Annotated in this window: 5 protein-coding genes (1 of these 5 running past the window's edge); 4 read left to right on the top strand and 1 reads right to left on the bottom strand. The window is 67.5% G+C overall.

Annotated features, from left to right (window positions below; genetic code table 11):
* The 4 genes in view from LZC94_21205 to LZC94_21220 are tightly spaced (at most 20 nt apart) and all read left to right on the top strand, a layout consistent with a single transcriptional unit that may run on beyond the window.
* Positions 1-825, top strand: the 3' portion of a protein-coding gene (locus tag LZC94_21205) for an SDR family NAD(P)-dependent oxidoreductase (protein ID WXB19730.1). 18,294 nt of this gene lie to the left of the window's left edge; 825 of the gene's 19,119 nt are visible here — the last part of the coding sequence; the start codon falls outside the window, past its left edge; it ends in the stop codon at positions 823-825.
* Complete coding sequence (locus LZC94_21210) at positions 818-10,345, top strand: SDR family NAD(P)-dependent oxidoreductase (GenBank protein WXB19731.1); 9,528 nt, start codon at positions 818-820, stop codon at positions 10,343-10,345. The genes LZC94_21205 and LZC94_21210 overlap by 8 nt, the downstream gene beginning before the upstream one ends.
* Positions 10,342-10,788, top strand: coding sequence for an ester cyclase (locus LZC94_21215; protein WXB19732.1), 447 nt, complete (start codon positions 10,342-10,344; stop codon positions 10,786-10,788). Before LZC94_21210 ends, LZC94_21215 begins: the two co-directional genes overlap by 4 nt.
* A gap of 20 nt (positions 10,789-10,808) precedes the next feature.
* Positions 10,809-12,566: a hypothetical protein gene (locus LZC94_21220; protein WXB19733.1), complete on the top strand. Its 1,758-nt coding sequence runs from the start codon at positions 10,809-10,811 to the stop codon at positions 12,564-12,566.
* Positions 12,567-12,624: 58 nt separating this feature from the next.
* Here LZC94_21220 and LZC94_21225 read toward each other — a convergent pair whose 3' ends face one another.
* On the bottom strand, positions 12,625-25,308 hold the full coding sequence (locus LZC94_21225) for an SDR family NAD(P)-dependent oxidoreductase (GenBank protein ID WXB19734.1): 12,684 nt from the start codon (positions 25,306-25,308) through the stop codon (positions 12,625-12,627).
* Between the last annotated feature and the right edge of the window lie 710 nt (positions 25,309-26,018).

Raw genomic sequence — 26,018 nt, forward strand, 5'->3', positions numbered from 1 at the left:
CGCCCGGTGCTTCCGGCGGCGATGATCGTGGAGCTCGCGCGGCGCGCCGCCGAACGCGCCGGGCTGCGGGAGACCCTCTTTCGCGATCTCGTGCTCGAGCGACCGATCACCGTCGGCGACGCGCCCATCAGCTTGGTCGGATCGGTGCACCGCGACGGCACGACCCACCGCTTCGAGCTTCGTGAACGCGATCGCCAAACGCTCCACGCCCGCGCCGAGCTGGTGGTGGACGCGCAAAGACCGGCGCCTTCGCTCGATCTCGAGGGCGTCCTCCGGCGTTGCAAACGGGTCATACGCCGCTCCGAACACTACGAGCGCATCGCGGCGACGGGCTTGGTGCACGGGCCGGCGATGGCGTCGGTCGACGAAGTGCGCGCGGGCGACCGGGAGGCTGTTGCGCGCTTGCGACTTCCGCCGAGGGCCGGGAGCGATTCGGCGCGCGCGCTCCACCCTGCCCTCCTCGACGGAGCGCTGCAACTGGTCGCGGCGTTCGAGCTCGATCGACGAGGCGGTGCGCGGTTTCTCCCCTTTGCCATCGACGAGGTCGCCGTGCATGGCCTTCTCGACGGCGACTGCCATGCGTACATGAAGCAGCTCGACTCCTCCTCCGCGTCGCTGCGGCGGTTCGACGTCGCGCTGGTGACCAACGAGGGCCGCCCGCTCGTCACCTTGCACGGCTTCGCGATCAAGGCGCCGGCCGCGGGCCGTGTCGCGCTCACGCCTGCCGTGGACGTGCTGGACGTCCTCCGCCGCCTCGAGCGGGGCGAAATCGGCGAGCACGAAGCATCTCTCATGCTGCAGACGACTGGAGGAACGGGTGAGTGATCCGAATCGCAAAGACATCCTCCGACGCATCCGCGCCGGAGAGCTCTCGGCCGAGGAAGGCTTTGCGCTCCTCGGGGCCCCTGGCGAGGGTGGGACCGCGACGGCGAGCCTCGCCCTGGCGGTACAAGCTTGGCTTTGCGGGATCGTCGCCGCCGAGGCGCGGGTCCCCATCGACCGGGTCAGCCCCGCCCAGCCGCTGGAGAAATACGGCATCGACTCGGTGATGGTCGTAAACCTGAATCGTGTGTTGGAGGAACACTACGGTCGGGTTTCGAAGACGCTCCTCTTCGAGCACGCGACGATCGCGACGCTCGCCCGATACCTCGCCGAGCATCATCGCGAAGCATCCGAGCGCCTTGCCTTGCCCGCCCCTCGCTCGCCCGAGCGCATGGCGCCCGAAGGAGCGCCTCGCGCGCACCGGGGCGGGGTCGCGAACGATGCAGGCGAGGTCGCAAACGAGGCAGGCGAGGCGTCGAACCATGCGATCGCCATCATCGGAATCAGCGGCCGCTTTCCGCTGGCCGAGGATCTGGACGAGCTATGGAAGAACCTCGAAGCGGGCAGGGATTGCATCACCGAAGTCCCGGCCGAGCGCTGGGATTGGCGGGCGAGCTTCGACCTCGAGAAAGGAACGCCGGGTAAGACGTATACGAAGTGGGGCGGTTTCCTCCGCGACGTCGACACGTTCGACGCAGCGTTCTTCCGGGTGTCACCGCGCGAAGCCGAACGCATGGACCCGCAGGAGCGCCTCTTCCTCGAAGAGGTTTGGCACGCGCTCGAAGATGCGGCGCTCTCCCCGCGGCGAATCGGGGGCAAGCAAGTCGGCGTGTACGTGGGCGTCATGTACTCGCAATATCAATTGATCGAGGCCGAGGAGGCGCTCAAAGGCAATCCCCTCTTTCTCGGAAACTCGTACGCGTCGATCGCGAACCGGGTCTCGTACTTCTTCGACTTCCACGGACCGAGCCTCGCCGTCGACACCATGTGCTCTTCGTCGCTGACGGCGATCCATCTCGCGTGCGAGGCGCTCGCGCGCGGCGACATCGAGGTCGCGGTGGCGGGCGGGGTCAATGTCACGATCCACCCGGCCAAGCTGCTCGATCTGGGGGCGGGGCGCTTCGCGTCGAGCGATGGGCGCTGCCGCAGCTTCGGCGCAGGTGGCGACGGATACGTCCCCGGCGAAGGCGTCGGCGCCGTGATCCTGAAGCCCTTGGCGCGCGCGCTCGCGGACGGGGATCGCATCCACGGCGTGCTGCGCGGCAGCGTGCTCAATCACGGCGGAAAGACCAATGGATACACCGTTCCAAACCCGCACGCCCAGGCGAACGTGGTGCGCGCGGCCCTCGCGCGCGCCGGCGTGAACCCAAACCACGTCACCTATGTCGAAGCGCATGGCACCGGCACGTCCCTCGGAGATCCCATCGAGATCACGGGCCTCGTCAACGCGTTCGGACCTCGCGACGACGGCCCTCCCTGCGCGGTTGGATCCATCAAGTCCAACGTGGGGCACCTGGAGTCGGCCGCGGGTATCGCCAGCCTCGCCAAGGTCTTGCTCCAGATGAAGCATGGCAAGCTCGCGGCGTCGATCCACTCCGAGCGTCTGAACCCCAACATCGACTTCGACGACACCCGGTTTCGGCTCCAACGCGAGCTCGGGGAGTGGGGTCGCCCGATCGCGGGCGGACGCGAAATCCCGCGCATCGCGGGGATCAGCTCCTTTGGCGCGGGCGGCTCGAACGCGCACCTCGTGGTCGAGGAGTGGCGCGAGGAGGCCGGCGAGGTAGCCGCGGAGGTGGCGGCCGGCGACCGAGACGAGCTCCTGGCGCTCTCCGCGCGAACCGAAGAGCAGCTCCGGGTTCTCGCGCGGCGGCTCGCCGACCACCTCGAGGAGCATCGCGAGCTCGACCTCGCCCGGGTCGCGGAGACGCTCCGCGGGCGCGATGCCCTCGAGCAGCGCAGCGTATTGACCTCGCGCGACCTGACGGACGCCATACGAAAGCTCCGAGCCGTGGCGCGCGGCGAGACGACGCCCGATGAGCTACCGCCCGCCGCGCGCGCGTGGCGGGATGGAGAGGATGTCGACCTCTCGCGTCTGGCGGGGCCCCGCCCCCCGCGTCCGCGCCCGGTGTCGCTCCCCGGCTACCCGTTCGCGCGCGAACGCCACTGGCCCGAGACCTCTGCGGCCACGGGCGCCCGGCTTCATCCTCTCGTTCATCGCAACACCTCGACCTTGGGGAAGCCGCGGTTCACGACGCGCCTCGAGGGTCGTGAAGCTCTCCTCCGCGACCATCGGGTGAGCGGGCGCGCGATCCTCCCCGGCGCCGCGATGATCGAAATGGCGCGGGCGGCCGCCGAGCTCTTCGAGGCCGGGCCCATCGTGGCGATCGAGCAGGTCGTCTTCGAAGCGCCCGTCGTGGTGGCCGCGGGCGACGCGCAGGAGATCGACGTCACCTTGGCGGCGGATGGAGACGGCGGCGCGGTATCGTTCACCATCACGTCCGGCGCGGGCGAGAACGCCACGATTCATGCTCGCGGAACGCTCCGCACGGGTCGCGGCGACGAAGCGCCCGAGGCGGCCGAGGCGCTAGATGTCGCGAGCCTTCGCGCGGCGTGCCCCCAGCGACTGGAGGCGGAGGTTTGCTATCGGACCTTCGCGGCGCTCGGCCTCGTGTACGGGGAGTCCTTTCGCGGCCTCGATCACGTGCTCGTAGGAGACCGTGAAGCGCTCGCCACCGTCCATCGCATCGCGCCGGCGCGCCCTGGCGAGGTCCTCGCCCCGGCCTTGCTCGATGCGTGCATGCAGTGCACGGTTGCCTTCGCAACGGAAATGCCGGCGGGCTCCGTGGAGGTACCGATCGCGTTCGAGCGGCTGGAGATCGCCGGGCGGCTCCCCGACGTTTGCACGGTCCACGCGCGGCAGACGGACGCGCCGCGTCGCGCAGGAGCGTCGCGCAGCTACGATCTGACGATCGCCGATTCGAGCGGGGGGGTCGTCGGCCGCATCCTCGGTCTCTCCGTCGCACCGATGCGAACGGGTGCGGGTGCGGTTCACGAGATGGTCGTCCTTCGACCCACGTGGGTGAGCGCCGCGATCTCCGCAGGAGAGCCCATACCGTCCGGTTCTCACGTGATGGTGATCGACCGCGACGATCGTCTGGCGAACGCCATGCGGCAGAGGAGCAGCGCGACGATCACGCGCGTCTCCCCCGCGGGAGCGACGGCCGCCCTACGCCGCGCCATCCCCGATTCCATCGTCCATGCGATCGCTCTGCACAACGACGCGAATGACGTAGGCGACGCAGGCCACGCAAACGATGCGGCAGCCATGACCGAGGCCGGGTTCCATACGATGCTCGAACTCGCCAAGTCGCTCCTCGAGGCGCGCGCCGCCGCGCCGCCCGGCGAACGAAGAGACGTCCGCATCGTCTTCGCGTATCCGCTCCACCGCGGTGCTCCCGAGCCGCTCTATGCCGCGATGGGAGGCCTGGCCAAGACCCTGCCGAAGGAGAGCCCGGCGCTCGTGACCTCGACCTTGGCGCTCGAGGCGTCCGACGTGGAACTGCGCGCAAGGGCGATCCTCGCGGAGATCGGCGCCGGTGCGGCGGGCGATGAGGTCCGCGTGGGTCCTCGAGGTCGCGAGGTTCGGCACCTCTCGGAGGTGGCCGACGTTTCGCCGTCGCCCAAGGCGAGCCTCCTCGAGGCCGGAGGGGTGTACGTCGTGACGGGCGGCATGGGTGGTGTCGGCAGGGCGGTCGCCGAACAGCTCGCGCGCCGCTTTGGCGCCCGCCTGGTGCTCTCGGGCCGCTCCCGGCTGGACGCGGACCGCCAGCGCTTCCTCGACGGACTCGCGGCGCTCGGAGGCGAGGCGATCTATGTCGCGGCCGACGTCTCCGATGCGCACGGGGCGCGACGGATCGTCGACGAAGCGATGGGGCGCTTCGGTCGCATCGATGGCGTGCTTCACCTCGCGGGGACCTTGCGCGACCGTTTGGTGTCGCGCAAGACGCGCGAGGACGCCGCCGCCGTGCTCGATCCGAAGGTGGCCGGCGCCCGCCATCTCGACCTGGCGACGCGGCAGCTACCGCTGCGCTTCTTCGCCCTGTTCTCATCGGCGACGGCCCTCATGGGCAACGCGGGGCAGGCCGACTACGCGTTTGCCAATGCTTTCCTCGACGCGTTTGCGGCCGAACGCGAGCGGCGGAGGGCCGCGGGGCAGCGCGTCGGGCGCACGGTTTCCATCGATTGGCCGCTCTGGGAAGACGGCGGTATGAACGTCGACGCCTCCGCGCACGCGTACCTTCGCGACGTGCTCGGCTGGGTCCCGCTCCCCGCCGCCGCGGGGGTCCGAGCGTTGGAGTCGGCGCTCGCGAGTGACGACGTGCAGCGCGGCGTGTTCGTGGGGGACCGGGCGAAAATCCTCGCATGGTTCGGCGCGGGCCCCGCGAAAAAAGAGGTTCTCCCCTCCACCGCGGCCCCCAGCGGAGGGCTGGTGAAGCATGTGGCCCGGCTCCTCGCAAAGGAGCTCCAGTTGCCCGCCGCGCGGCTCGATGTGGAGGCTCCGTTCGAGAGCCTCGGGCTCGAGTCGGTCATGGTGATGAACCTGACCCGCGCCCTCCAGGAGGACTTCGGCGAGCTCCCGACGACCTTGTTCTTCGAGTCCAAAACGGTCGTCGAGGTGTCACGCCACCTTGCCGCGAGGTACCCCGCGGCCGCGAAGCGCTTCGACATCGATCCGAGCGCGTCACGAAACGCCGAACCGAGGCCCGTCGCATCGAGCCGCAGCCATCGGGACCCCGCGGGCCGCGAGCGCCCGAAGGCCTCCGGGACGAAGGACGGCGACGCGATCGCCATCGTCGGCGTGAGCGGTCGCTACCCCATGGCCGAAACACTCGATGAGCTTTGGGACAACCTCGAGAGGGGCCGCGACTGCATCACCGAGATACCGCGCGATCGATGGGACCACGGCCCCTTCTTCGATCCCGAGCGCAAGGCCGGCAGCAGCTACACGAAGTGGGGTGGCTTTTTGGCGTCCGCCCTGTCGTTCGATCCTCTGTTCTTCGGCATCTCACCGCGCGAAGCCCAGCTCATCTCACCGCAGGAGCGGTTGTTCCTCGAGACGGCGCACCACACGATCGAAGACGCCGGATACACGCGAGCCTCGCTGCGCGATCAGAAGGTCGGGGTCTTCGTCGGGGCCATGTACGCGCAGTATCAGTTGTATGGCGCGTCGGCCGCGATGCAGCGGCAAGGCTTCGTCCCCGCCGATGTCCAGGCTTCCATCGCCAACCGCGTCTCGTACTTCTTCGATTTCAAAGGGCCGAGCCTCGCGGTCGACACCATGTGCTCGTCGTCGTTGACGGCCATCCACCTCGCGTGCGCGGCCATCCGCAACGGAGACTGCACCATCGCGCTGGCCGGCGGCGTCAACACCACGGTCCATCCCAACAAATACCTGCAGCTCAGTCAGGGCAAGTTTGCGTCGACCGACGGGCGGTGCCGCAGCTTCGGAGAGGGCGGCGATGGATACGTGCCCGGCGAGGGCGTCGGTGCGATCCTGCTCAAGCGGCTCGATCAGGCCCTCGAGGACGGCGATCACATTTACGCCATCGTGCGAGGCACGGCGCTGAATCACGGCGGACGGACGAACGGCTACACCGTCCCCGCCCCCGGGGCCCAAGCCGAGGTCATCGCCGACGCGTTCACGCGGGCCGGCGTGAGCGGCCGCGATATCGGCTATGTGGAGGCACACGGAACGGGCACGGCCCTCGGAGACCCGGTCGAGATCGCCGGCCTCGCGCGCGCCTTCGGGGACGAGCCTCTCGCGAAGCAATCGGTGCCGATCGGCTCGATCAAGTCGAACATCGGCCACCTGGAGTCGGCGGCTGGGATCGCGGCGCTGACGAAGGTCCTGCTTCAGATGAAGCACGGCGTGCTCGCACCATCGCTGCACGCGGACGCCCAAAACCCACACCTCGGGCTCGGAGACTCGCCCTTCCGCGTCCAAACGCGACGCGAGCCGTGGCCGCGCAAGGAGGGCAAGCCGCGCATCGCGGTCATCAGCTCGTTCGGCGCCGGAGGTTCGAACGCCCATATGGTCGTCGAAGAGCACATCGGCGCCCCGCGCAACGAAGCGGCGAGCCGCGAGCTCGTCGTCCTTTCGGCCAAGACCGAAGGACAGTTGAAGCAATACGCGCGGGCTCTCCGCGATCATCTCGCCCGCCGGTCTTTGCCCCAGCTGGCCGCGCCCCCGGGCGAGCTCCAACGTCGGGGTGCCGATCGAATCATCGCCGAGGTCACGGAGGCCGCGGCCGAGATGCTGGGCGTGCCGCCGGCGAACATCGAGCTCGACGAACCGCTGGAGTCGCTCGGCTTCGATCCCATGGGGCTCTCTGCGCTGATCGAGCGCCTCACCCGGCATCACGGCATCGCGAGCCGCTCGCCCGAGGTCACCGACCGCAAGACGGTGCGCGCGTTGGCCACGTGGATCGCGGACAGCCTGCCCTCGGGAACGTACGAAGCGCCCCCTGCGTGCCCGATCGTTTTGGGGGATCTCGCGCATGTGCTCCAAGTCGGACGTGAGGCGATGATCGAGCGCGTCGCGTTCGTGGTCGGCGATGTCGCGGACCTCTGCAACAAGCTAAGCCAGTTCGCGGAAGATTCACCCGACATCCAGGGTGTCCATCGCGGCCGAGCCGGCAGCGAGAGCGAGGCGATCCGCGCCCTCCTCGAGGGACCGGAGGGCACCGCTTACCTCGAGGCGATCCTGCGGGTCGAGAACTTCGACAAGCTGGCGCGTCTCTGGGTATCCGGGGTGGACTTTGCGTGGGCTTCGCTGCCGGCCGGGCGAACGCGGCGGCGCATGTCCTTGCCCACCTATCCGTTCCTCCGTCATCGGTACTGGGTTCCCGACACGGGCCGCGACGCGTCCACGGTCGACACGGTCGAACCGCGGGTGGCCGACACGGGCGAAGCGATGCAGATCGATCCGGCCGCGAGCCTCGCCGAGGGTGGGCTCCACTTTCGACGGACGCTCTCGCCGGAGGATCCCGCGCTGCGGGACCATGTCGTCGCGGGCCATCGGGTCCTTCCGGCGGCGATGCACCTCGAGCTCGCGCGCGGCTGCGCGGCCATCGTGCTCGGCGCCGATGCCCAGGTGCGCCTCCGAAACGTCGTGTGGCAGAGGCCACTGTTCGTGGACGAGCCGCTGGACGTGCGCGTCGTCCTGAAGGCGGCGGGGCCGGAGGCGTTCACCTTCGAGATCGCGACGGGCGCAGCCGACGGCGCACGCGTGGTGCACTGCCGTGGCCAGGCGGCAGCGCTGCCAAAGACTTCGACCGCGGTGCCCCGAGTGCATGTCGAGGAGCTGCGCGGGCGCCTTCGAACCGTGACCACGGGCGACGCGCACTACGCGGCGCTCACCGCCGCCGGCCTCACCTACGGACCGGCATACCGCACGGTCATGGAGGTACGGGCCGGGGACGGCGAGGCGGTCGCCGCATTGGCCGCATGCGACGGGGAGGCGCCCCGCGCACGATCCCCGGGGCTCCTCGACGGGGCGTTCCAGAGCGTGGCTTCGATCGCGCCGGCCCCTGGCGGCTCGACGGGATCGCGCGCGCGGCTGCCGTTCTCCGCCGCCGAGGTCGACGTTCTCTCGCCCCCCGGCCCCGCGTGCATCGCGCACCTCGCAGACGATGGCCAGGGCGAATATACGATCACCCTCGCGAGCGCGGAGGGAGCCCCCCACGTGGTCGTGCGCGGCCTCGCATTTCGGCCGCTCGCGGAGCCGCCGGTCTCCGGTGTCGTGGCCGCCCATCGTGCGCTCGATGCGTTCGGATCGCGCCTCCTCGTCCGCGCGATGCAGCAGATGGGGGCCCTGAGGAGAGCCGGCGAGGCATCCTCCGTTCGAGAGCTCGGGGCGCGGATCGGCATCGCGAAAGTACACGAGAGGCTCTGGCCGACGCTCTTCGCGATCCTCGAGCGCGATCGTTGCGTGCGCCTCGAGGGCGACCGTGTGATCGCGACCAGCCTCGTGGACGATATCGCGGAGGCCGATCTCGACCTCGAGAAGGGCGCCTTGGTCGAACGGCACCCCGAGATCGCCGCCCATGTCGAGCTCCTGTCCGCGTGCGTGCGCGCCTACCCGAACGTGCTCCGCGGTGAGCAGACGGCGACGGAGGTCGTGTTCCCGAGAGGGTCGATGGAGCGCGTCGAGCGGATCTACCGTGGAGACCCGGTCAGCGACCATCAAAACGCGCGGGTCGCCGACAGCGTGCGCGCCTACGTCGCCGCACGCGCCCAGGGTTCGGGCTCACGACGCCTACGCATCCTGGAGATCGGCGCGGGCACCGGCGGCACATCGGAGGGCGTCCTCGCGGCCTTGGCGCCCTTTGCCGAGCGCGTGACCTACGTGTACACGGACGTGTCGCTCGGCTTTCTCACGCATGGCCGCAAGGTCTTCGGTTCGAAGCATTCGTTCGTCGAGTTCGATAAGCTCGATATCGAGCGGCCCATCGAACCGCAGGGCTTCGAGCCGCGCTCGTTCGACTTGGTGCTCGCCTCGAACGTTCTGCATGCCACGCGCCGTATCACGGAGACCTCGCGGCACGTGCGTGAGCTGCTCCGCGATGGCGGCCGGCTCGTGCTCAACGAGACCACGGCGTTCAGCCCATTTGCCACGCTCGTCTTCGGCCTCCTCGAAGGTTGGTGGCGCTACGAAGACGATCACCGGATCGCGAGCTCCCCTCTCCTATCGGAGGAGGCCTGGCGTCACGTCCTCGCCGCCGCCGGCTTCGAAAGCGTGACCCGACCTGGCAAGCAAGAGCTCCCTGGTCAGGCCGTGCTCGTTGCCGATTGCGAACCCCACGTGGCCGAGGAGCTTCGCTCCCTCCGCGAGCCCGCGCGCACGGCGACGCTCGACGGCGTCCGCGTGGCGACGCTCGACGGCGTCCGCACGGCGACGCTCGACGGCGTCCGCACGGCGACGCTCGACGGCGTCCGCGCGGCGATCCTCGAGGCGATGTCCGGTGTGCTCCAGATCGACGCTTCCGAGTTCGACCTGGACGGGCTTCACTCCGATTTCGGGGTGGATTCGGTCCTCGCGGTCGACATCGTCGAGCGCATCAACACCACATTGGGGATCGAGATCAAACCGACCGACTTTTTCAACTACTCCACGATCCGGAAGCTCACGGAGTACGCCGCGACGCTCACCCCGTCGAAGAGCGACACCCCGTCGAAGAGCGACGCCCCGTCAAAGCACGACGCCACATCGAAGAGCGAGGCCCCGTTAAAGCACGACGCCGCGTCGAAGAGCGACACCCCGTCAAAGCACGACACCCCGTCAAAGCACGACACCACGTCGAAAATCGTCGTTCCCCCGACGCACCCCATTCCCGACCATGAGCCGGAGCAAGCACTCGACGAGCTGCTCCATCGCCTCGCGCGCGGCGAGATCAGCGCCATCGAAGCCAACGACCTCATCGTCACCAATGGCGCCATGGTCTTCGCGGAGTCGCGATGAAGCACGACGTGCTCGCCGAGGTGATGAACGACTACAACCAACTTTGGAAGACGGACCTCTCCGGAGTATCCCGGCTCGAATCGGTGATTCATCCGAGCTTCGAGCGCCACGGAACGTCTGGCAGCCTGCGAGGCATCCCCGCCTTCCGCCGATACCTGCTCCACTTCTTGAAGGCATTCCCCGACCTCCGCTTCCAAATTCACGACTTCATTTCGCATGAGGACAAGGTCATTCTTCGATATCGGTTCACGGGAACGCACCGCGACGACTTCATGGGCGTCCCCCCGACCGGGAATGCCATCGACGTCGCGGCCCTGACCATTTACCGAATCCAGGACCGACGGCTGCGCGAGCTCTGGGACTACACCGACATGCTGAGCCTCGCCGAGCAGCTCGACGTACTTGCGGTGTCGATGTCCTTGCAGAGGGACGAGTGCGGGTGACGAAAGGGCGGTAACGAAGAATGAAGAGAAATTACATCGGACTCGCGAGCACGCTCCACGACAGCGCGCTCGCCATCGTAAACGCGGAGGGCACGGTCGTATTTGCAGAGGCGACCGAGCGATACCTCCAGAACAAGCGATCCATCAATTGCGCTCCCGATTTCATCGACCGCACATTGAACGTGGTCGACAAGTATTGCGACCGAGACGCCGAGTTGGTCATCGCCCATAGCTGGAGCGCCGATACGACGAGCGAGATGACCTCGTCGCTCGAAGCCCTCAAGCAGGAGGAAGCGAAGCTCCTCAAGGTCATGGGCGAGGTCCCCGACTTCATGAAGGTGCACCTCGCTTCGCGCGAGTTCGTCTTCGAGTCGCAGGCTCGCACCGTCGGACATGCCGGCGTCACACTGAAGTACGAGCTCAACCTCCGGGAGGGCCGCAAATACGCGCCGGAGCTCGTGCAACGCCGCTACGACCACCACCGCACGCACGCCGCCGCGGCAGCTTACACGAGCCCGTTCGACGAGGCCGTGTGCGCCGTTCTCGATGGGTATGGCGAAGGGTCGTCGACGGGGGTCTACCGTTTCCGGAACGGCCGGCTCGACACGATCGAAGGCATCTCCGACCAGAGCTCAGCGAGCCTTGGATTTCTCTACACCATGCTCTGCGTGGCGTGCGGTTTCGGCCCGCTCACGGGGGAGGAATGGAAGGTCATGGGGCTCGCCCCCTATGGTGAAATCAACCGAGAGCACTATGAGCTGCTCCGGTCCTTCATCCAGGTCGATGGCGTCCGCTTGACGGCGCCCCCGGATGCCGTCCTCCTGAAGCTCTCGCAAAAGATCCACGAAATCCGTCGCAAAAAGCATGAATCGCCATGGGCCGCCGCGCACCTCGCGCGCGCGGGCCAGCAGGTATTTTGCGACATCTATTTCGAGTTTCTGAACAACCTCCACGCGCTCGGCATCTCGGACAATCTGGTCTTGGGGGGCGGCTGCGCGCTGAACTCCGCGGCCAACGGCCAGATCCTGAAATACACGCCGTTCAAGAACGTCCACATCTTCAGCGCGCCGGGCGATGACGGGAACGCGCTGGGGGCGGCCATGCTCGCCTACCGCGAGGACCATCCGAACGCCTCGTACGCGCCCAAAGTGCAGAGCCCGTATCTCGGGACCGCCATGAGCGATGACGCGCTGGCGAAGCTCCAGAAGTTCGGCCCTTCGAAGCAGGAACGTCTTCCCTTCCCCGAGCTCTGCAAGCGCGCCGCGCAAGCCATCGCCGACGGCAAGTTCGTCGGCTGGGTCCAGGGCCGGGCCGAGTTCGGACCACGTGCGCTCGGCAACCGATCCATCCTCGCCGATGCGCGCTCGCCCGACATGAAGGATCGCATCAATGCTCGCGTGAAGTTTCGCGAGGAGTTCCGCCCGTTCGCCCCCGCGATCCTCCACGAGCACGGCCCCGAATACTTCCACGACTACCAAGACACGCCCTACATGGAGCGCACGCTCGAGTTCAAGGACAGCGTGCTCTCGAAGGTGCCAGGGGTCGTCCACAAGGACAACACCGGCCGGCTCCAGACGGTGAAGAAAGAATACAACGAGAAGTTCTATCGACTCGTCCACGCATTCTACGACATCACGGGCGTACCGCTGGTCTGCAACACGAGCTTCAATGTCATGGGCAAGCCGATCATCCACACGGTGGAGGACGCGCTCGCGGTCTTCTACACCTCGGGGCTCGATGTCCTCGTGATCGAAGATCTCTTCATCCAGAAAGCGTGAGCCGGCCCGAGCGCGGCGAACCTCGTCGGCCATCACGAGCTTCGCCGCGCTTCGAGGTTCAGCCGGCAGCGACGGCCACGATGATGCTTTGCTCGAGCTCCCTCACGGGCGTACCGGGCATTCCGGTCACCTCGGCGCTCTCGAACCCCACCTCTTCGAGAATCCGCACCCAATCGTAGTTCTTGAGGAGGGGCGAGCCGCTGATGCGTTCGTCCTCGTCCTCGTAGAGCCACCAGCCGGGGGTGAGCCCGAATGTCAGCGTGTTGTAGTCGAGGCGCTGGGTCAGCTCGTTGATGACGATGATGCCCTTCGGCTTGAGCAGCCGGCGGCACTGCGCGAGCGTGTGATGGATGTCGCGGGTGGTGTGCAGGACGTTCGACGCGATGACGACGTCCATCGTGTGCGGCTCGAACCCCTGGACGTCCCCGGATTTCTCGACGTCGAACGGCGTAAACTCCACGAAGGGGAACTGCGGCGCGAACTGCTGCTTCGACATCTGGACGAAGCCCGCGCCCACGTCGGTGTAGACGTAGCGAACCTTGGAGGCATGCTCCTTGACCGCGTCGAAGATGAACACGCTGGTGCCGCCCGTCCCGGCGCCGACCTCGAAGAGTTGAACCTTGGAGTGCTTGTATTTGCGTAGCCGCCGGTGCACGAACTCACCCACCCGATCGGCCACCATTTTGTTGTAGTAGTCCGTCTGCAGGTTGCCTTTGTAAAGCTCGGCGACGAGCTTCATCGAGCCGCCTGGAAAGATGACGTCGACCGGATCGCGGGTCCCCTCGATCACCTCGAGGACCGCGGCCTGACACGTCGTGAGCAGCGGAACGTAGTCTTTGGCCGCCGGGAACTGCGCCTGCAAGTCCTCGGCTCGCGACCGAATCTCCTCCTCGGCCCCCGGGAAGAGGGGCTCTGCGAGCTTCTCGGTCACCGTGATCCGGTCGCCCTCGATGCGCACGTACCCCTCGCGGTCGAGGATGTCGATGTTCGCATTCGAGAGGCGGTTGTATCGGGGCTGGACCTTGAGCTTCTCGTGGATCTCCTGGCGCGTCGTGCTCTGGTTCGCCGGAGGCAGCACCGCGCGCATCCGGTCGGCGAGGAGCTGGTAACCGAACCGGTTGACCTCTTGGAAGGCCGTGTTGAAACGAAGGTACTCCTCCATGTCGAAGGGAGGGGGCCGGCGGAGGATCTGCTCCACCTCGCGCGCGGCCACGGTGAGCGTCGGCTCCGAGAGCATGTTCATGTGATCGTTGTCGAGCTCGACCACCTTCAACTTCCGACCCGACGGCGCCCCGTTCGCGTCGACCTCGATGATGTCGCGCCACGGCTGCGTGTAGTCGTAGCCTTTGAGGATGTTCGTGGGCGGCCAGTACTTCTCCGTCGCGCGGCCGGTAAAGCCATCCATCGCGCGGAAAAAGAGGACGTCCGACGCATCGTACGGCCGCATCGGGTGGAGCTGGTAGATGCCCTCCGCGTTCTCGGATACGAGCAGCCCGCCCTTGAGGTACAGGTAAATGTCCTCGACGGACATACGCTTTTTGCCTCGCTCCTTCGCCAGGCGCGCGAGCTCGTTGACGAGCAGCCGCTTGGGTACGTGGGCGACGTCCTCCTTGCGGATCACGAGCTCCGGGTTCTCGTCGACGTTGATGACGAAGTTCGCGAGGTACAGCGGCAAGAAGTCGTCGTCGTACGGGCCGAAGTGGCGCTGGAAGACCTCCTCGGTCGCCGGATACGTGTCGAACATGATGAGGTGCTGGATCTCCTCACCTTGCTCGGCGAGGCGGCGCGCCATCTCCATGGCGGGAACGCCGCCGAACGAATAGCCGCCGATGATGTACGGGCCCTTGGGCTGGACCATCCGGATGCACGCGATGTAGTGATCGACCATCTCGTCGAGCGTGTGGGGCATCGAGCGGCCATCGGTCCCCTTCGCCTGAAACGCATAGATGGGATAGTCCGGTCCGAGCCAGTCGGAGAGGTTCTGGAACCACACCGAGTAGCCCGTCGCGCCGTGGACCCAGAAGGACGGTGGCTTGCTCCCCTTCATGTTCATCGGCAAGAGCTCCGGCGGGAACTTCACGGCCTTCTTCGATCCGAGCGCCAGCGGAGCACCGGCCGCGGGTGCGGCGCCCTTTTGCATCTTCGTGCGCCCCGAGATCGCCGTACCGTCGAAGAACTCGTCGTGAATGTACCTCGCGAGCGCGCGGAGGGTCGGGTATTCGGCGGCCGCGCTCAACGGGATCTGGCTGCCGAACTTCTCCTGGGCGATCTGCATGATCATCGCGCCGAGCATCGAGTCGACGCCGAAGTCCGCCAGGTTCGCGTCGTCGTCGAGCTCGCGATCTTCGAGCTTCAACTTCTCGAGGAGGATCACGCGCAGCTCGGCCCGGACGTAATCCTCGCCCGCGAGGAGCTCGCCGCCATCGTCATCCGATGCCGCGCCGGCCGCGGTCTGCGCGATGACCTTCGCCCTCGACGGGGCGGCGGTCGGCCCATCGTGAAACCAGTAGCGCTTGCGCCCGAAGGCGTAGGTCGGAAGCGGAACGCGCTTGCGGCCGGCATGGAGCGACGACCAGTCGACCTTGCCACCCGCGACCCAGTGCTCGGCGAGCGCGGCGACGTGAGGCGCCGCCGAGAGCTCTCCCCCGTGCCCGGACGAGGCTCCACGATGGACGTGACGCGAGGGCCGCCCCCCGAGGTAACCGTCGAGTCGATCGCGAAGCTCGTCGTAGCTTCCAGCGATGCACGCCAGGCGCTCCTTGTGCGCTTCGCGCCCGAGCTGGAGCGTATACACCACGTCGGCCAAGGGGGGCACGGAGCCATCCTCTTGCCACTCGGCCATGCGGCGAAGCATCGCGCGAACGCTCTCTTCGAGCGCGGCCTCCGTCTTGGCCGAAAAGACGAAGACATGCTCTCGCCCGCGGTCCTCGTCGCCGCGCGCGGCCTTCGCCGATGGATCCCGCGGCCCTTGCCCGATCGGGGGCGCGACGAACTCCTCGAGCACGACGTGCGCATTGACGCCACCGAAGCCGAACGAGCTCACCCCCGCGCGCCGCGGCAACGGTTGCCCGCTGGCATCCTGGAGGCGTTGCCAGGGCATCTTTCGATCGACGACATAGAATCGACCATCTGCGAGATCCACGTACGGGTTGATCTCCGTGAGGTGGAGCGTCGCGGGCAATGTCGCGTGATGCATGGCGAGGATGACCTTGATCATCCCCGCGATGCCCGACGCGGGCTCCAGGTGGCCGATGTTCGTCTTGACGGACCCCAGCCCGCAATGGGGAGCCTGGGGCAGAGGGGTGCCGCTCTTCTTCGCGAGCTGACGGAACGCCGAACGAAGCCCGTTGATCTCGACGGGATCGCCGAGCTCCGTGCCCGTGCCGTGCAGCTCGATGTAACCGATCGTATCGTGCGGGATCCCCGCCTCTTCGATCGCGCGCACGACCAGCGACGCCTGGGCCTCGGAGTTCGGCGCGGTCAGCGAGGCGGCGCGACCTCCATGGTTCACGGCCGTCCCCCGGATGACGGCGTAGACATGATCGCCATCCATCATGGCCTTGCGCAGGGGCTTGAGGACGATGGCGGCCACCCCCTCGCCCTTCACGTAGCCATTCGCGCTCTTGTCGAGCGTCTTGCATTTGCCGTCGGGCGAGAGCAACCCCATCATCCCTGCGGCCACCGTCGAATGCGGCGCGAGGTTGAGCGCCATCCCACCTGCGATGGCCACCGAGCTCTCGCCGCTCCGCAGCGAGCGCACCGCCCGGTGAACGGCGACGAGTGAGCTCGAGCACGCCGTGTTCACGGGCTCGCTCGGGCCGCGCAGGTTCAAGAGGTACGAGATCCGATTGAGCACGATCGAGTGCTCATTTCCGATGCCCGCTTGCGCGTTCAGGAAGTTCGCCTCGTGCATCAGGTGCTGGTAATCGCTGAATTGTACGCCGGCGAAGAGGCCCACGTTCGTTCCGCTGAAGTCCGACGGTCGGTATCCCGCGTCCTCGATCCCGTGCCAGACCGTCTCGAGGAAGATCCGCGCCTGCGGGTCCATCACCTCGGCCTCGGCCGGCGAGATGCCGAAGAACAGAGGGTCGAACATGTCGACGTCATCGATGAACGATCCCCAGCGCGACGTGCAGCGCTCTTGTGCAGGGAGCTCGTCGTTGTCGTAGTCGCGCCAGTTCCAGCGCGCCTCCGGGATCTCCGTGACGAGATCGCGACCCGCCTCGAGGTTCTTCCAAAAGTCGCGGAGGGTCGGCGATCCGGCGAACCGTCCGCTCATACCGATGATCGCGATCGGCTCGTCATCGGGCTCCTCGGGGGCCCGCGTCTTCAGGCGCGCGCCGGCCATCGCGTGGGCTACGTTCGCCACGGCGGGCGCCTCGGCGCCCTCGGCGCCACCACCCTCGTAGCGCGCCCTCACCGCGGCCTCGTGCTCCTCGAGCAGCCACGAGGCGATGCCATCGAGGTTCGGACGCTCGAAGAAGATCGTCGGCTTGATGGTCACGCCGAAGGTCTCCGAAATCCGGACGGCGAGGTCCTTGAGCGCCACCGACTCGAACCCGTAGTCGCCGAAGTTGACCATCGGATCCATCCGCTCGGGGGCGAGGCCGAGGATCGGGGCGGACGCGGCGATGAGCTCCCGCACGAGCTCTCGACGTGGGTCCTTCTGCACGTCGAATCCGATGGGAGCCGCCGCGCCGTTCGTCGCGGTATCGTGTTCTCGCGTCTCCCGCATCTCGCTCGTCTCCCTTGTCTCGCTCGTCTCGCTCGTCTCCCTGGTTTCCCTCGTCTCGCTCGTGACCTCCACGGCACCGCCGCGGTCGTGCATCACGGGCAGCCAGTGACGCTCCCGCGCAAACGGGTGCGTCGGAAGCGGCACACGGCGGGGCTTGCGGGGACCCGGGTGGAGCGAGCTCCAGTCCACGGGCGCGCCCTCCACCCAGTGTCGCGCGATGCGATCGAGCGCACCCTCGCGGACCAACGCCGCGAGATACTCCCCGCCCGCGTTGCCATCGAAGACCATACTCCAAGGTTCGCCCGCGCGGAGCTGGCCTCGCGCGACGCCCGAAAGCGTATCACCGCGCGCCACCGCCTCGAGGATCTGCGCGGCGTCGGCCAGATCACGCGCCACGAAGGCGACGCGTTGCTCCATCGCTTCACGACCGACCATCAACGTGTAAGCCACGTCGGCCAGGCGAAGCGGAGACCCGTCGCGGACGATGGCGCGCGTCGCGACGGAGGCATCCGCGTCGAATCGCGACGCGACATCGGTACGCGACGCCAGCGCCGCCGCGAGCGCGCCGAGGCTCTCCAGGCCGGCCGACGGCTCGAGAGGCCCGGCGAGCCCGTAGGCCTCGACGATTTCCATGTCGAGCTGCGCGCGAACCACGCCATCGAGCCCGCAGTCTTGCAGATCGTCCTCGAGCCCGATCTGCCCCGGTGGAACACCGAGCAGCCGGCATGCGCGCTGGAGCAAGTCGGCCTCGAGGTGGCCGCGCCACCCACGCGCCTCCGCGGGTGCTCCGTCCGAGCGCGCCTGCGCAGGGTCGCACGAGGCACGCAGCCGCTCCCCGAGCGCGCGCGCGAGCGCTGCGAGCCGCGGCGCATCCTTCGCCGACACGAGCACGAGCTCCGCGCCGGCCGAAGGCGGCTGCTCGGCCGAAGGCGGCGTGGGCTCGCTCCACTCCTCGAGGATCACGTGGGCGTTCGCGCCGCCCGCCCCGAAGGAGCTCACCCCGGCGATGCGCGGTAAGGTGCGGGAGCTCGCGCCTTCGGTGATCGCCGGCCGATTCCAAGGCGCGAGCTCACGCTGGACGAAGAACGGGGATCGCGCGAAGTCGATGTTCGGGTTGACGCGATCGGCGTGGAGGCTCGGCGCGAGCATTCCGTGGCGCATCTGAAGGAGCACCTTCGTGATGGCCGCGATGCCGGCCGCCGACTCGAGGTGTCCGATCGAGGATTTCACCGAGCCAATGGGCGTGTGGTTGGCGAGCTTGGCGATCGACGAATACGCCTTCGTGAGCGCCGCGATCTCGATCGGATCGCCGAGCGCAGTCCCCGTCCCGTGGGCCTCGACATAGCTCACGTGGTCGGCAGGTATCCCGGTCTTCTCGAGCGCCTCGGCGATCGCGGCCGCCTGGGCATGAGGATTCGGCACCGTGTAGCCGTTCGTCTTGCCGCCGTGATTGATCGCGCTCCCGCGGACGATCGCGTGAATGGTGTCACCGTCGGCGAGCGCCTTTGCCAGGGGCTTGAGGAGGAGCGCGCCGACCCCCTCGCCCGGAACGTAACCGTCGCCGCCGTCCCCGAAGCTCCGGCAACGCCCATCGGTCGAAGCGAATTGGCCCAAGCTCAACTGAAGGTACTTCTGCGGATGAATGCTCACGTTCACGCCGCCTGCGACGGCGACCTCGCACTCGCCGCGCTTGATGCTCTCGCACGCGAGATGAAGGGCCGTCAGCGACGACGAGCACATGGTGTCGAGCGCGATGCTCGGACCGCGGAAGTTGAAGAAATACGAGACGCGATTGGCGATGGACGCGTGCGACGAGACGCCCACCCGTCCGTCGGTCGACGAAAAGAACTGGTACTGCCCATACATGACGCCGACGAACACGCCCGTCTTGCGGTCCCTGAACGAGGCGCGCGTATAGCCGGAGCTCTCGATCAATTGCCACACCGTCTCGAGGAAGATGCGCTCCTGCGGGGCCATCATGTCCGCCTCGATCGGCGATACGTTGAAAAAGAGCGGGTCGAACTCGTCGATGCCGCGCAAGAAGCCACCCCATTTGGAGTAGCTCTTACCGCGGGTCGCCTTATCGGAGCTGAAGAAGCCGTCGAGCTTCCAGCGATCCTCGGGGATCTCCGTGATGCAATCCCTCCCCTCGGCGAGGTTGCTCCAGAACGAATCGAGGTCGTCCGCCATCGGGTAGCGGCCGGCGACGCCGACGATGGCGATCTCCAGATCGGCCGCGGCCTCCTTCACCGTGGCCCGAGATCCCGCGGGGGCGTCGACGGCCACGAGCGCCGCGCTCGGCGAGGGCACGCTCGCGCGGGTCTCGATCGGGGTCGGAGCGGACTTCGGCTCGAGCGGATCCTTTCGCCGGGCGATCCGCTGCACCTCGCCACCGTGACGTTCCACGAAGTACTCCGAGAGATCGCGGAGGTTCTGGTACTCGAAGAACAACGTCTTCGGCAGCTCGCCGAAATCGACCTCGATGCGGCGCGATAGTCGCATCACCATGACCGAGTCGATCCCGTACGTTTCGAGCGGCTCGGTCGCGTCGATCCTCGCGGCGGGGACGCGCAGCTCCGTCGCGAGCAGCTCCTTGAGGTACGTCTCGATCTCGCGTTGCAGCTCGGGCGATGGGGTCCCGGAGGCGCTCGGCCGAATCTCCTTCGGGTGGGCCTCGTTCGGACGTACGAGCGAGCCTCGGGCGCCACCATGCCCCGCGAGGATGACGACCTCGGGCCCCGCGAAGGCGAGCGCGCGCACGAAGCCCGCGACGCCCTGCGCGTCGTCGAGCGGTATCACGTCCGAGGAGCGCAGCTCTTCCAGCGTGTCCGCCGACGCCTGCATGCCGCGCTCCCACGCTCCCCAATCGATCGCGATGGTCTTGCCCGAGCGCTTTCCCTCGCGCCGCAACGTCTCCCGCTGGTGGGAGAGCTCACCAAGGAAGGCGTTGGCGAACGCGTAGTCGGCTTGCCCCACATTGCCCGTGACCGCGACCGCCGACGAGAAGAGCGCAAAGAACTCGAGCGGATCCTCCCGCGTGAGGAGGTCGAGCCCGATGGCCCCATCGATCTTCGGGCGGAGGACTTCGCGAGCGTCCGAGAGCGTCTTGTGCATGACGAAGGCGTCCTTCACGACCCCCGCGAGGTGCACGATCCCATGGATCGCGCCAAACCGGCGCCGGCCCGCATCGAGCGCGCGCGCGAGCGCTTGCCGATCGGCGACGTCCGCGCGCTCGTAGAGGACCTCGGCTCCAAGTCGCTCGAGCTCCGCGATGCGCGTCTGTCGCGACGCATCGAGCGCGGCGCGACCGATGAGAACGAGCTTCGCTTTCCGGCTCGCCAGGTATCGCGCGAGGACGAACCCTACGCCGCCGAGACCGCCCGTGAGCACGTACATGCCCCCATCGCGGACGGCTGCCGCCATGGCGCTTCTTTCGGGCGCTGGCTCCGGAAGCGAGGTGTCCTCGAGCTCCCGCACCCATCGGGAGCCGTCCTCGAGGTACCGGACCTCGGGCGCGTCCACCGAATCGGTCTCGGCGAGCAAGGCGTGCACATGGTCGGCGAAGCGCGCGGCGGGGAGACCGACGACGGCGATCCGAATGTCCGAATGCTCGGCCCGAAGCGAGCGCGCGAACGCGCCGAGCGCCGCGAGATGAGGCGGGGCGGTCTCCTCGTGAACGGGCACCGCGACCGCGATGTCGACCGCCCGCTTCGGGCGCGCCCTCATGAGCGCCTGCGCGGCATGAAGTACCGTCGCGAAGCCCAAGGTGAGATCCGGCGAATCGGTGACCGTCTCTCTTCCACCGGGGTTCCACGTGATGAGCACGCGCCCGGGCGGTGCACCGATCGCATCGACGAGACGTGACCAGTCGTCCGCGAACGCGGGGTCGATTTCGTAGTCGTCTTTCCCCGACGAAAGGAAGCGCGGCCCGGCCACGACACGGATGAGCGCCCGGGAAGGATCCTTGGCCCGCAGAAGCGATGCGATCGCACCCCCTTCGCCGTCGAGGAGCAAGGTGGGCCCGGCGCCCTCGTTCGGCTCATTCGACCGCGCGCGTGCGCGCGCACGCCACACGGGCCGAAGAGCGACGAGCCCCTCCGAACCTCGCGCGACGGACGCGGGCGCCGGGCGGACTCGCGCGACCATGAGGTCCCGGATGGCGACGAGGACGCGCCCCGTTTCATCGGCCACGCGCACATCGACCGTGCTCTCGCCCGTGCGCACGACGTGCGCGATGCATCGCCGGGGCAGCGCGCCCGCAGCGGCGATCTCCGCGACCCCGCACGGAACGGATGGATCGGCTTCGCCCTTCGCGAGCCCGAGCATCGCTTGGAGCGCACCGTCGAGCAGGGCAGGATGAAGGACGAAGTCCGAAGCATCCCGCAAGAGCGGCTCGGGCAGCTCGAGGCGCGCCAGCACCTCGTCGTCGTTCATGGCCAGATCGGCGATGACCCTGAACCCGGGACCGTAATCGAACCCGATCGCCCGAAACTGCTCGTAGCAATCCGCACCGGCCCGCGAGGACGTGCAGCGCCGGCGGATGGAGTCGAGCTCGAGGCGCTCGAGGGCAGCGGGTGCCCCTCCGATGGTTACGAATCCACTCGCCGCAGGCGGCTGCGCGCGCCCGCCCTCGGCCGGCGCGTCGTCGAGCTCGAACCGAAACGCGTCCTCCTGCCGCGTGAGGCGCAGCTCGAGGCGAGAGGGCGCATCGACCCGGAGGGGACGACGCCAGCTCACATCGCGGATCGTGACGGCCGCGCCACCCGCGTCGCCCGAAAGAGCAACGGCGGCCCGCGCCAGCTCCACCGATACCATGGCCGCGAGGATCGATTTGCCGCCAACGACATGATCGGTCCTGAGGAAGGCATCGCGTGGCGGGTCGAAGACGAATCTCCCTGGCGCGTCCTCCGAGAGCAGCGGATACCGCTTCTTCGCCGCGCTGATGGCGGGCGCGGCGGGCGCTGCTGGCGCGGTGACCCAATAACGCTCGCGCGCAAACGGATACGTGGGCATCGAGAGACGCCGTCCCTTCCCCTGGGGGAAGACCAGGTCGACGTCGATCGCCAAGCCACGCACATAAAGGTCCGCCGCCTCACGGAGCCACGTGTCCCGAGACGCCGGCGACGAGGCCGCCGGCATCGATCGGCGCAACGTTTCGGCGCGCTGCTCCTTCTCGGCGGGCGTGAGCCGTGGCGGCAGACCGGCAGCCGCTCCGCGCGCGCGCGCCCCTCGGATCGCGCCCTCCAGCTCGGCGACGCTGTTCACGACGAAGGCGATCCGCTCGCTCCAATGCTTCCGACCGGCGTGCAGCGTGTACGCGATATCGGCGAGGCTGGCCTCACGCCCCTCCTCGGCCAACCACACGGCGAGCTCCTCGAGCCGCTGCGCCAGCGCCTCGGGCGTCTTGCCCGAAAGGAGAACGAGCCTCGGCCGACCGTCCTCGTCCCCGCCGGCGGCGGACCGCGGAGCTTCTTCCACGACGACGTGGGCGTTCGTGCCGCTGTAACCAAAGGAGCTCACCGCCGCACGTCGCGGCCTGCCCTCGCGCCGCCTCCAAGGTGTCGGCGATGTCACGGGGTAGAACGGCGTCTCGCGAAACGCGATGCGCTCGTTCTCCTCCGAGAGATGCAATGTGGGTGGAATCATCTCCTGCTCGAGCGCGAGCAGGAGCTTGATGAGCCCCGCGATACCCGCCGCCTGACCCGTGTGACCGATGTTCGTCTTGACCGAACCGATCGCGCAAAATTGCTTCTCTTGCGTGTACTTTGCAAACGAGCGGGCGAGCGCTGCGATCTCGATCGGATCGCCGAGCTTGGTCCCCGTACCGTGGGCTTCGATGAGCTGGATGGTGTCCGGCTGGATGCCCGCTCGCTCGTATGCGGCGATTTGTACGGCCGTCTGCGAGACCGAGCTCGGCGCGGTCAGGCCGTTGGTCTTGCCGTCTTGGTTGGTATCCGAGCCGAGAATGACCCCGTAAATATGGTCGCCATCCAGCTTGGCCCGTTCGAGCGATTTGAGCACGACGACGCCGACGCCATCGCCCGGTACGAAGCCGTTTGCGCTCTGGTCGAACGCCTTGCACAGACCATCGGGAGAGAGCATCCCGGCCTTGGCGGACGACACATGGAAGCTCGGCGTGACGAAGAGGCATACGCCGCCTGCCAGCGCCATCTCACATTGCCCCGTCTCGATCGAACGGCACGCGAGATCGACGGCGACGAGCGACGATGAGCACGCGGTGTTGATGGCCAGGCTCGGGCCTTTGAGGTTCAGAAAGTACGAGATGCGCGCAGGCAAGATGGCCGTGTCGTTGCCCATCATCGCTTGCGCGTCGTCGTCGGCCCCTGCCGCGTGCAGAAGCGCGGCGTAGTCGCTCCCGGGGACGCCGGCAAATACACCGCATCGCAGGCCCGAAACGGCGTCGCCCGCGTATCCGCTGTCCTCCAGGGCGCGCCAGCACTCCTCGAGAAAGAGTCGCTGCTGCGGATCGGTGAGCTCGGCCTCCCTGCCCGAGAGATTGAAGAAGAGAGGGTCGAACGCGTCGACGTCGTCGACGAACCCACCCCATTTGCAGTTCGTCTTGCCGGGCGCGCGCGGATCGGGGTCGTAGAGCGCATCGGCGTCCCATCGCTCCTTGGGGACCTCACGAATGCCGCACTTGCCCGCGGCGAGGTTCTGCCAAAACTCACGCGCGGAGCGCGCGCCCGCGAAGCGGCACGAGAGCCCCACCACCGCGATCTGGCGACGCGACGCGAGATCGACCGACGCGGAGACCTCCTGCGCCCGCGGGGTACCTTGCACGGGCGCCGGGCTCCTTACGTCGGGCGCCGCGCTCTCCACGTCGGGCGCCGGGCTCTCCACGTCGGGCGCCGGGGCGGGTGCGATCTGGCCGCGGAACTCCTCCGAGACGAAGCGAGCCAACTCGGCGACGCTGGGGTGGTCGAAGAGCGCGGTGGTCTTCAGCTCGATCCCGAGCTGCGCGTTGAGCGCATTGACCAACTCGACCAGGATGATGGAGTCGACGCCGTAGTCGGTGAAGGGTGCTTCGGGATCGAGATCCGCATCCGCGCGCCCGAGCGCACGGGCGATCCCCTCGGAGAGCAAACGCACGATGCGCGCCTCGACACCGGGCGCGGGCGCGGGCGATGCCTTCTCGGGCGCGGGCGCAATCTCGAGCGCGGGCGCGGGCGATGGCTTCTCGAGGTCGGTCGGCGGCTTGAGCTCGCGGGTCACCAGGCCGTCGATGCGGGCGCACACTTCCCCGTCCAGATCCGCGATCACGAGCTCGCACTCGATGGACGCACCGCTGTTCGGCAGGACGCGAACCCAGGCCAGCGCGCACGTGGGAATTTCGCGCCAAATTTGGATCTTGTGCATCGCGAATGGAACTTGGGGCCCTCGAGCGAGCCCCGAGTCATCGAGCGGGGCAAGGGCCTGTACCGCGCCATCGAAGCAACCCGGCAGCGCCTGCTCGCCCCCGTCGTGCACCAAGGTCGCGAGCACCTCGGTTTCGTTGTGGCGGATCTCTTCCACGGTCGAAAAGAAGGGGCCGTACAACACGGACATCTCGTCGAAGCGCCGGTAGTGGCTGCGCCGATCGACGCGCCCAGGGCAGCGCGCACGGATCTCCTCGACGGCGAGCTTCGGGGGGGGCGCGTCCTCTTCTCGGTCCCGCGGTGCCAGCGGCGCCGCCTCGCCGCGACTGTGAATCTCGGGTTTGCCGCCGCCGCCGGCCGTGCGAACCTCGTAACCGTACCGACCGTCGCCTTGCGATGTAATGGCGATCTGGAGCTCCTCACGACGCTCCACGAATACGGGGCGGAGAAAAACGACCCGCGAAAGTGCAAAAGGGACATCCCCGAAGATCTCGACCAGCGCGTCGTGCACGAGCGCCAAATGGCCCGCCGCTGGAAGCAGCGGCAGCCCGTGCACCACGTGGTCTCGGGCGAGCGGATCGTCGCTCTGGATCTGGCGATGAACGACGACCACCTCTCCCTTCGCCAGCACCGTCGCTCCATACGACGCCGCCGACCTTCGCTGTTGACCCGATTCGACGAGACGGCGCCGTCCTTCCTCGGGAGAGATCTTCTTCGTATGAACCAACTCGAGGATACGTTTTACGCTTAGCACCAAAGACACATTAGACCCTCGTATCGAGCGCGACCAGGTCGACTATCCGCGACATCGATCGAATTTCACCAAACGGAAGAATCGCGCAAACCTTCACCGGCTCCAGCTCCGAGCACGGCCGATTGCGCCAACGCGTGCCAAGGTGGCACCTACGACGTTCATCCCATTACAGGTCCAGCCCACATCTACAGGCTCGTTCCTATTTGCATGACGTCGACAAAAATCCATATTCACCAACAGCGCTAGCCGAGAACGCTCGTATACGAATCGCACGGATCAAATTAACATTTAAGCTCCCCCGCGCGCTCGCATCCACGATACAGCCGAGAACGTTCGTATACGAATCGCACGGATCAAATTAACGTTTAAGCTCCCGCGCGCGCTCGCATCCACGATACAAATGACGTAAGACCCACCGAATGTCCTTAACGCGTCTAAAGATTCTGGATCTCGTTCGCCGTGGTGCGATCACCCCTCGGGTCGGTGGCGTGCTTCTCGGCGAGCTGGCGCGAAATGATAGTGACCGCGAAGGTCATCAGGCGGCACTTCCGGCCGCTTCCCCTACTCCGACCGCAGGACCGGAGCGA

The organism is Sorangiineae bacterium MSr11954, from assembly GCA_037157815.1.
Lineage (GTDB): Bacteria > Myxococcota_A > Polyangia > Polyangiales > Polyangiaceae > Pendulispora > Pendulispora albinea.

What these genes read in the sequence shown, in the direction of transcription:
- LZC94_21215 (WXB19732.1), top strand. Translation starts at nt 10,342, where the DNA reads ATGAAGCACGACGTGCTCGCCGAGGTGATGAACGACTACAACCAACTT.
- LZC94_21220 (WXB19733.1), top strand. Translation starts at nt 10,809, where the DNA reads ATGAAGAGAAATTACATCGGACTCGCGAGCACGCTCCACGACAGCGCG.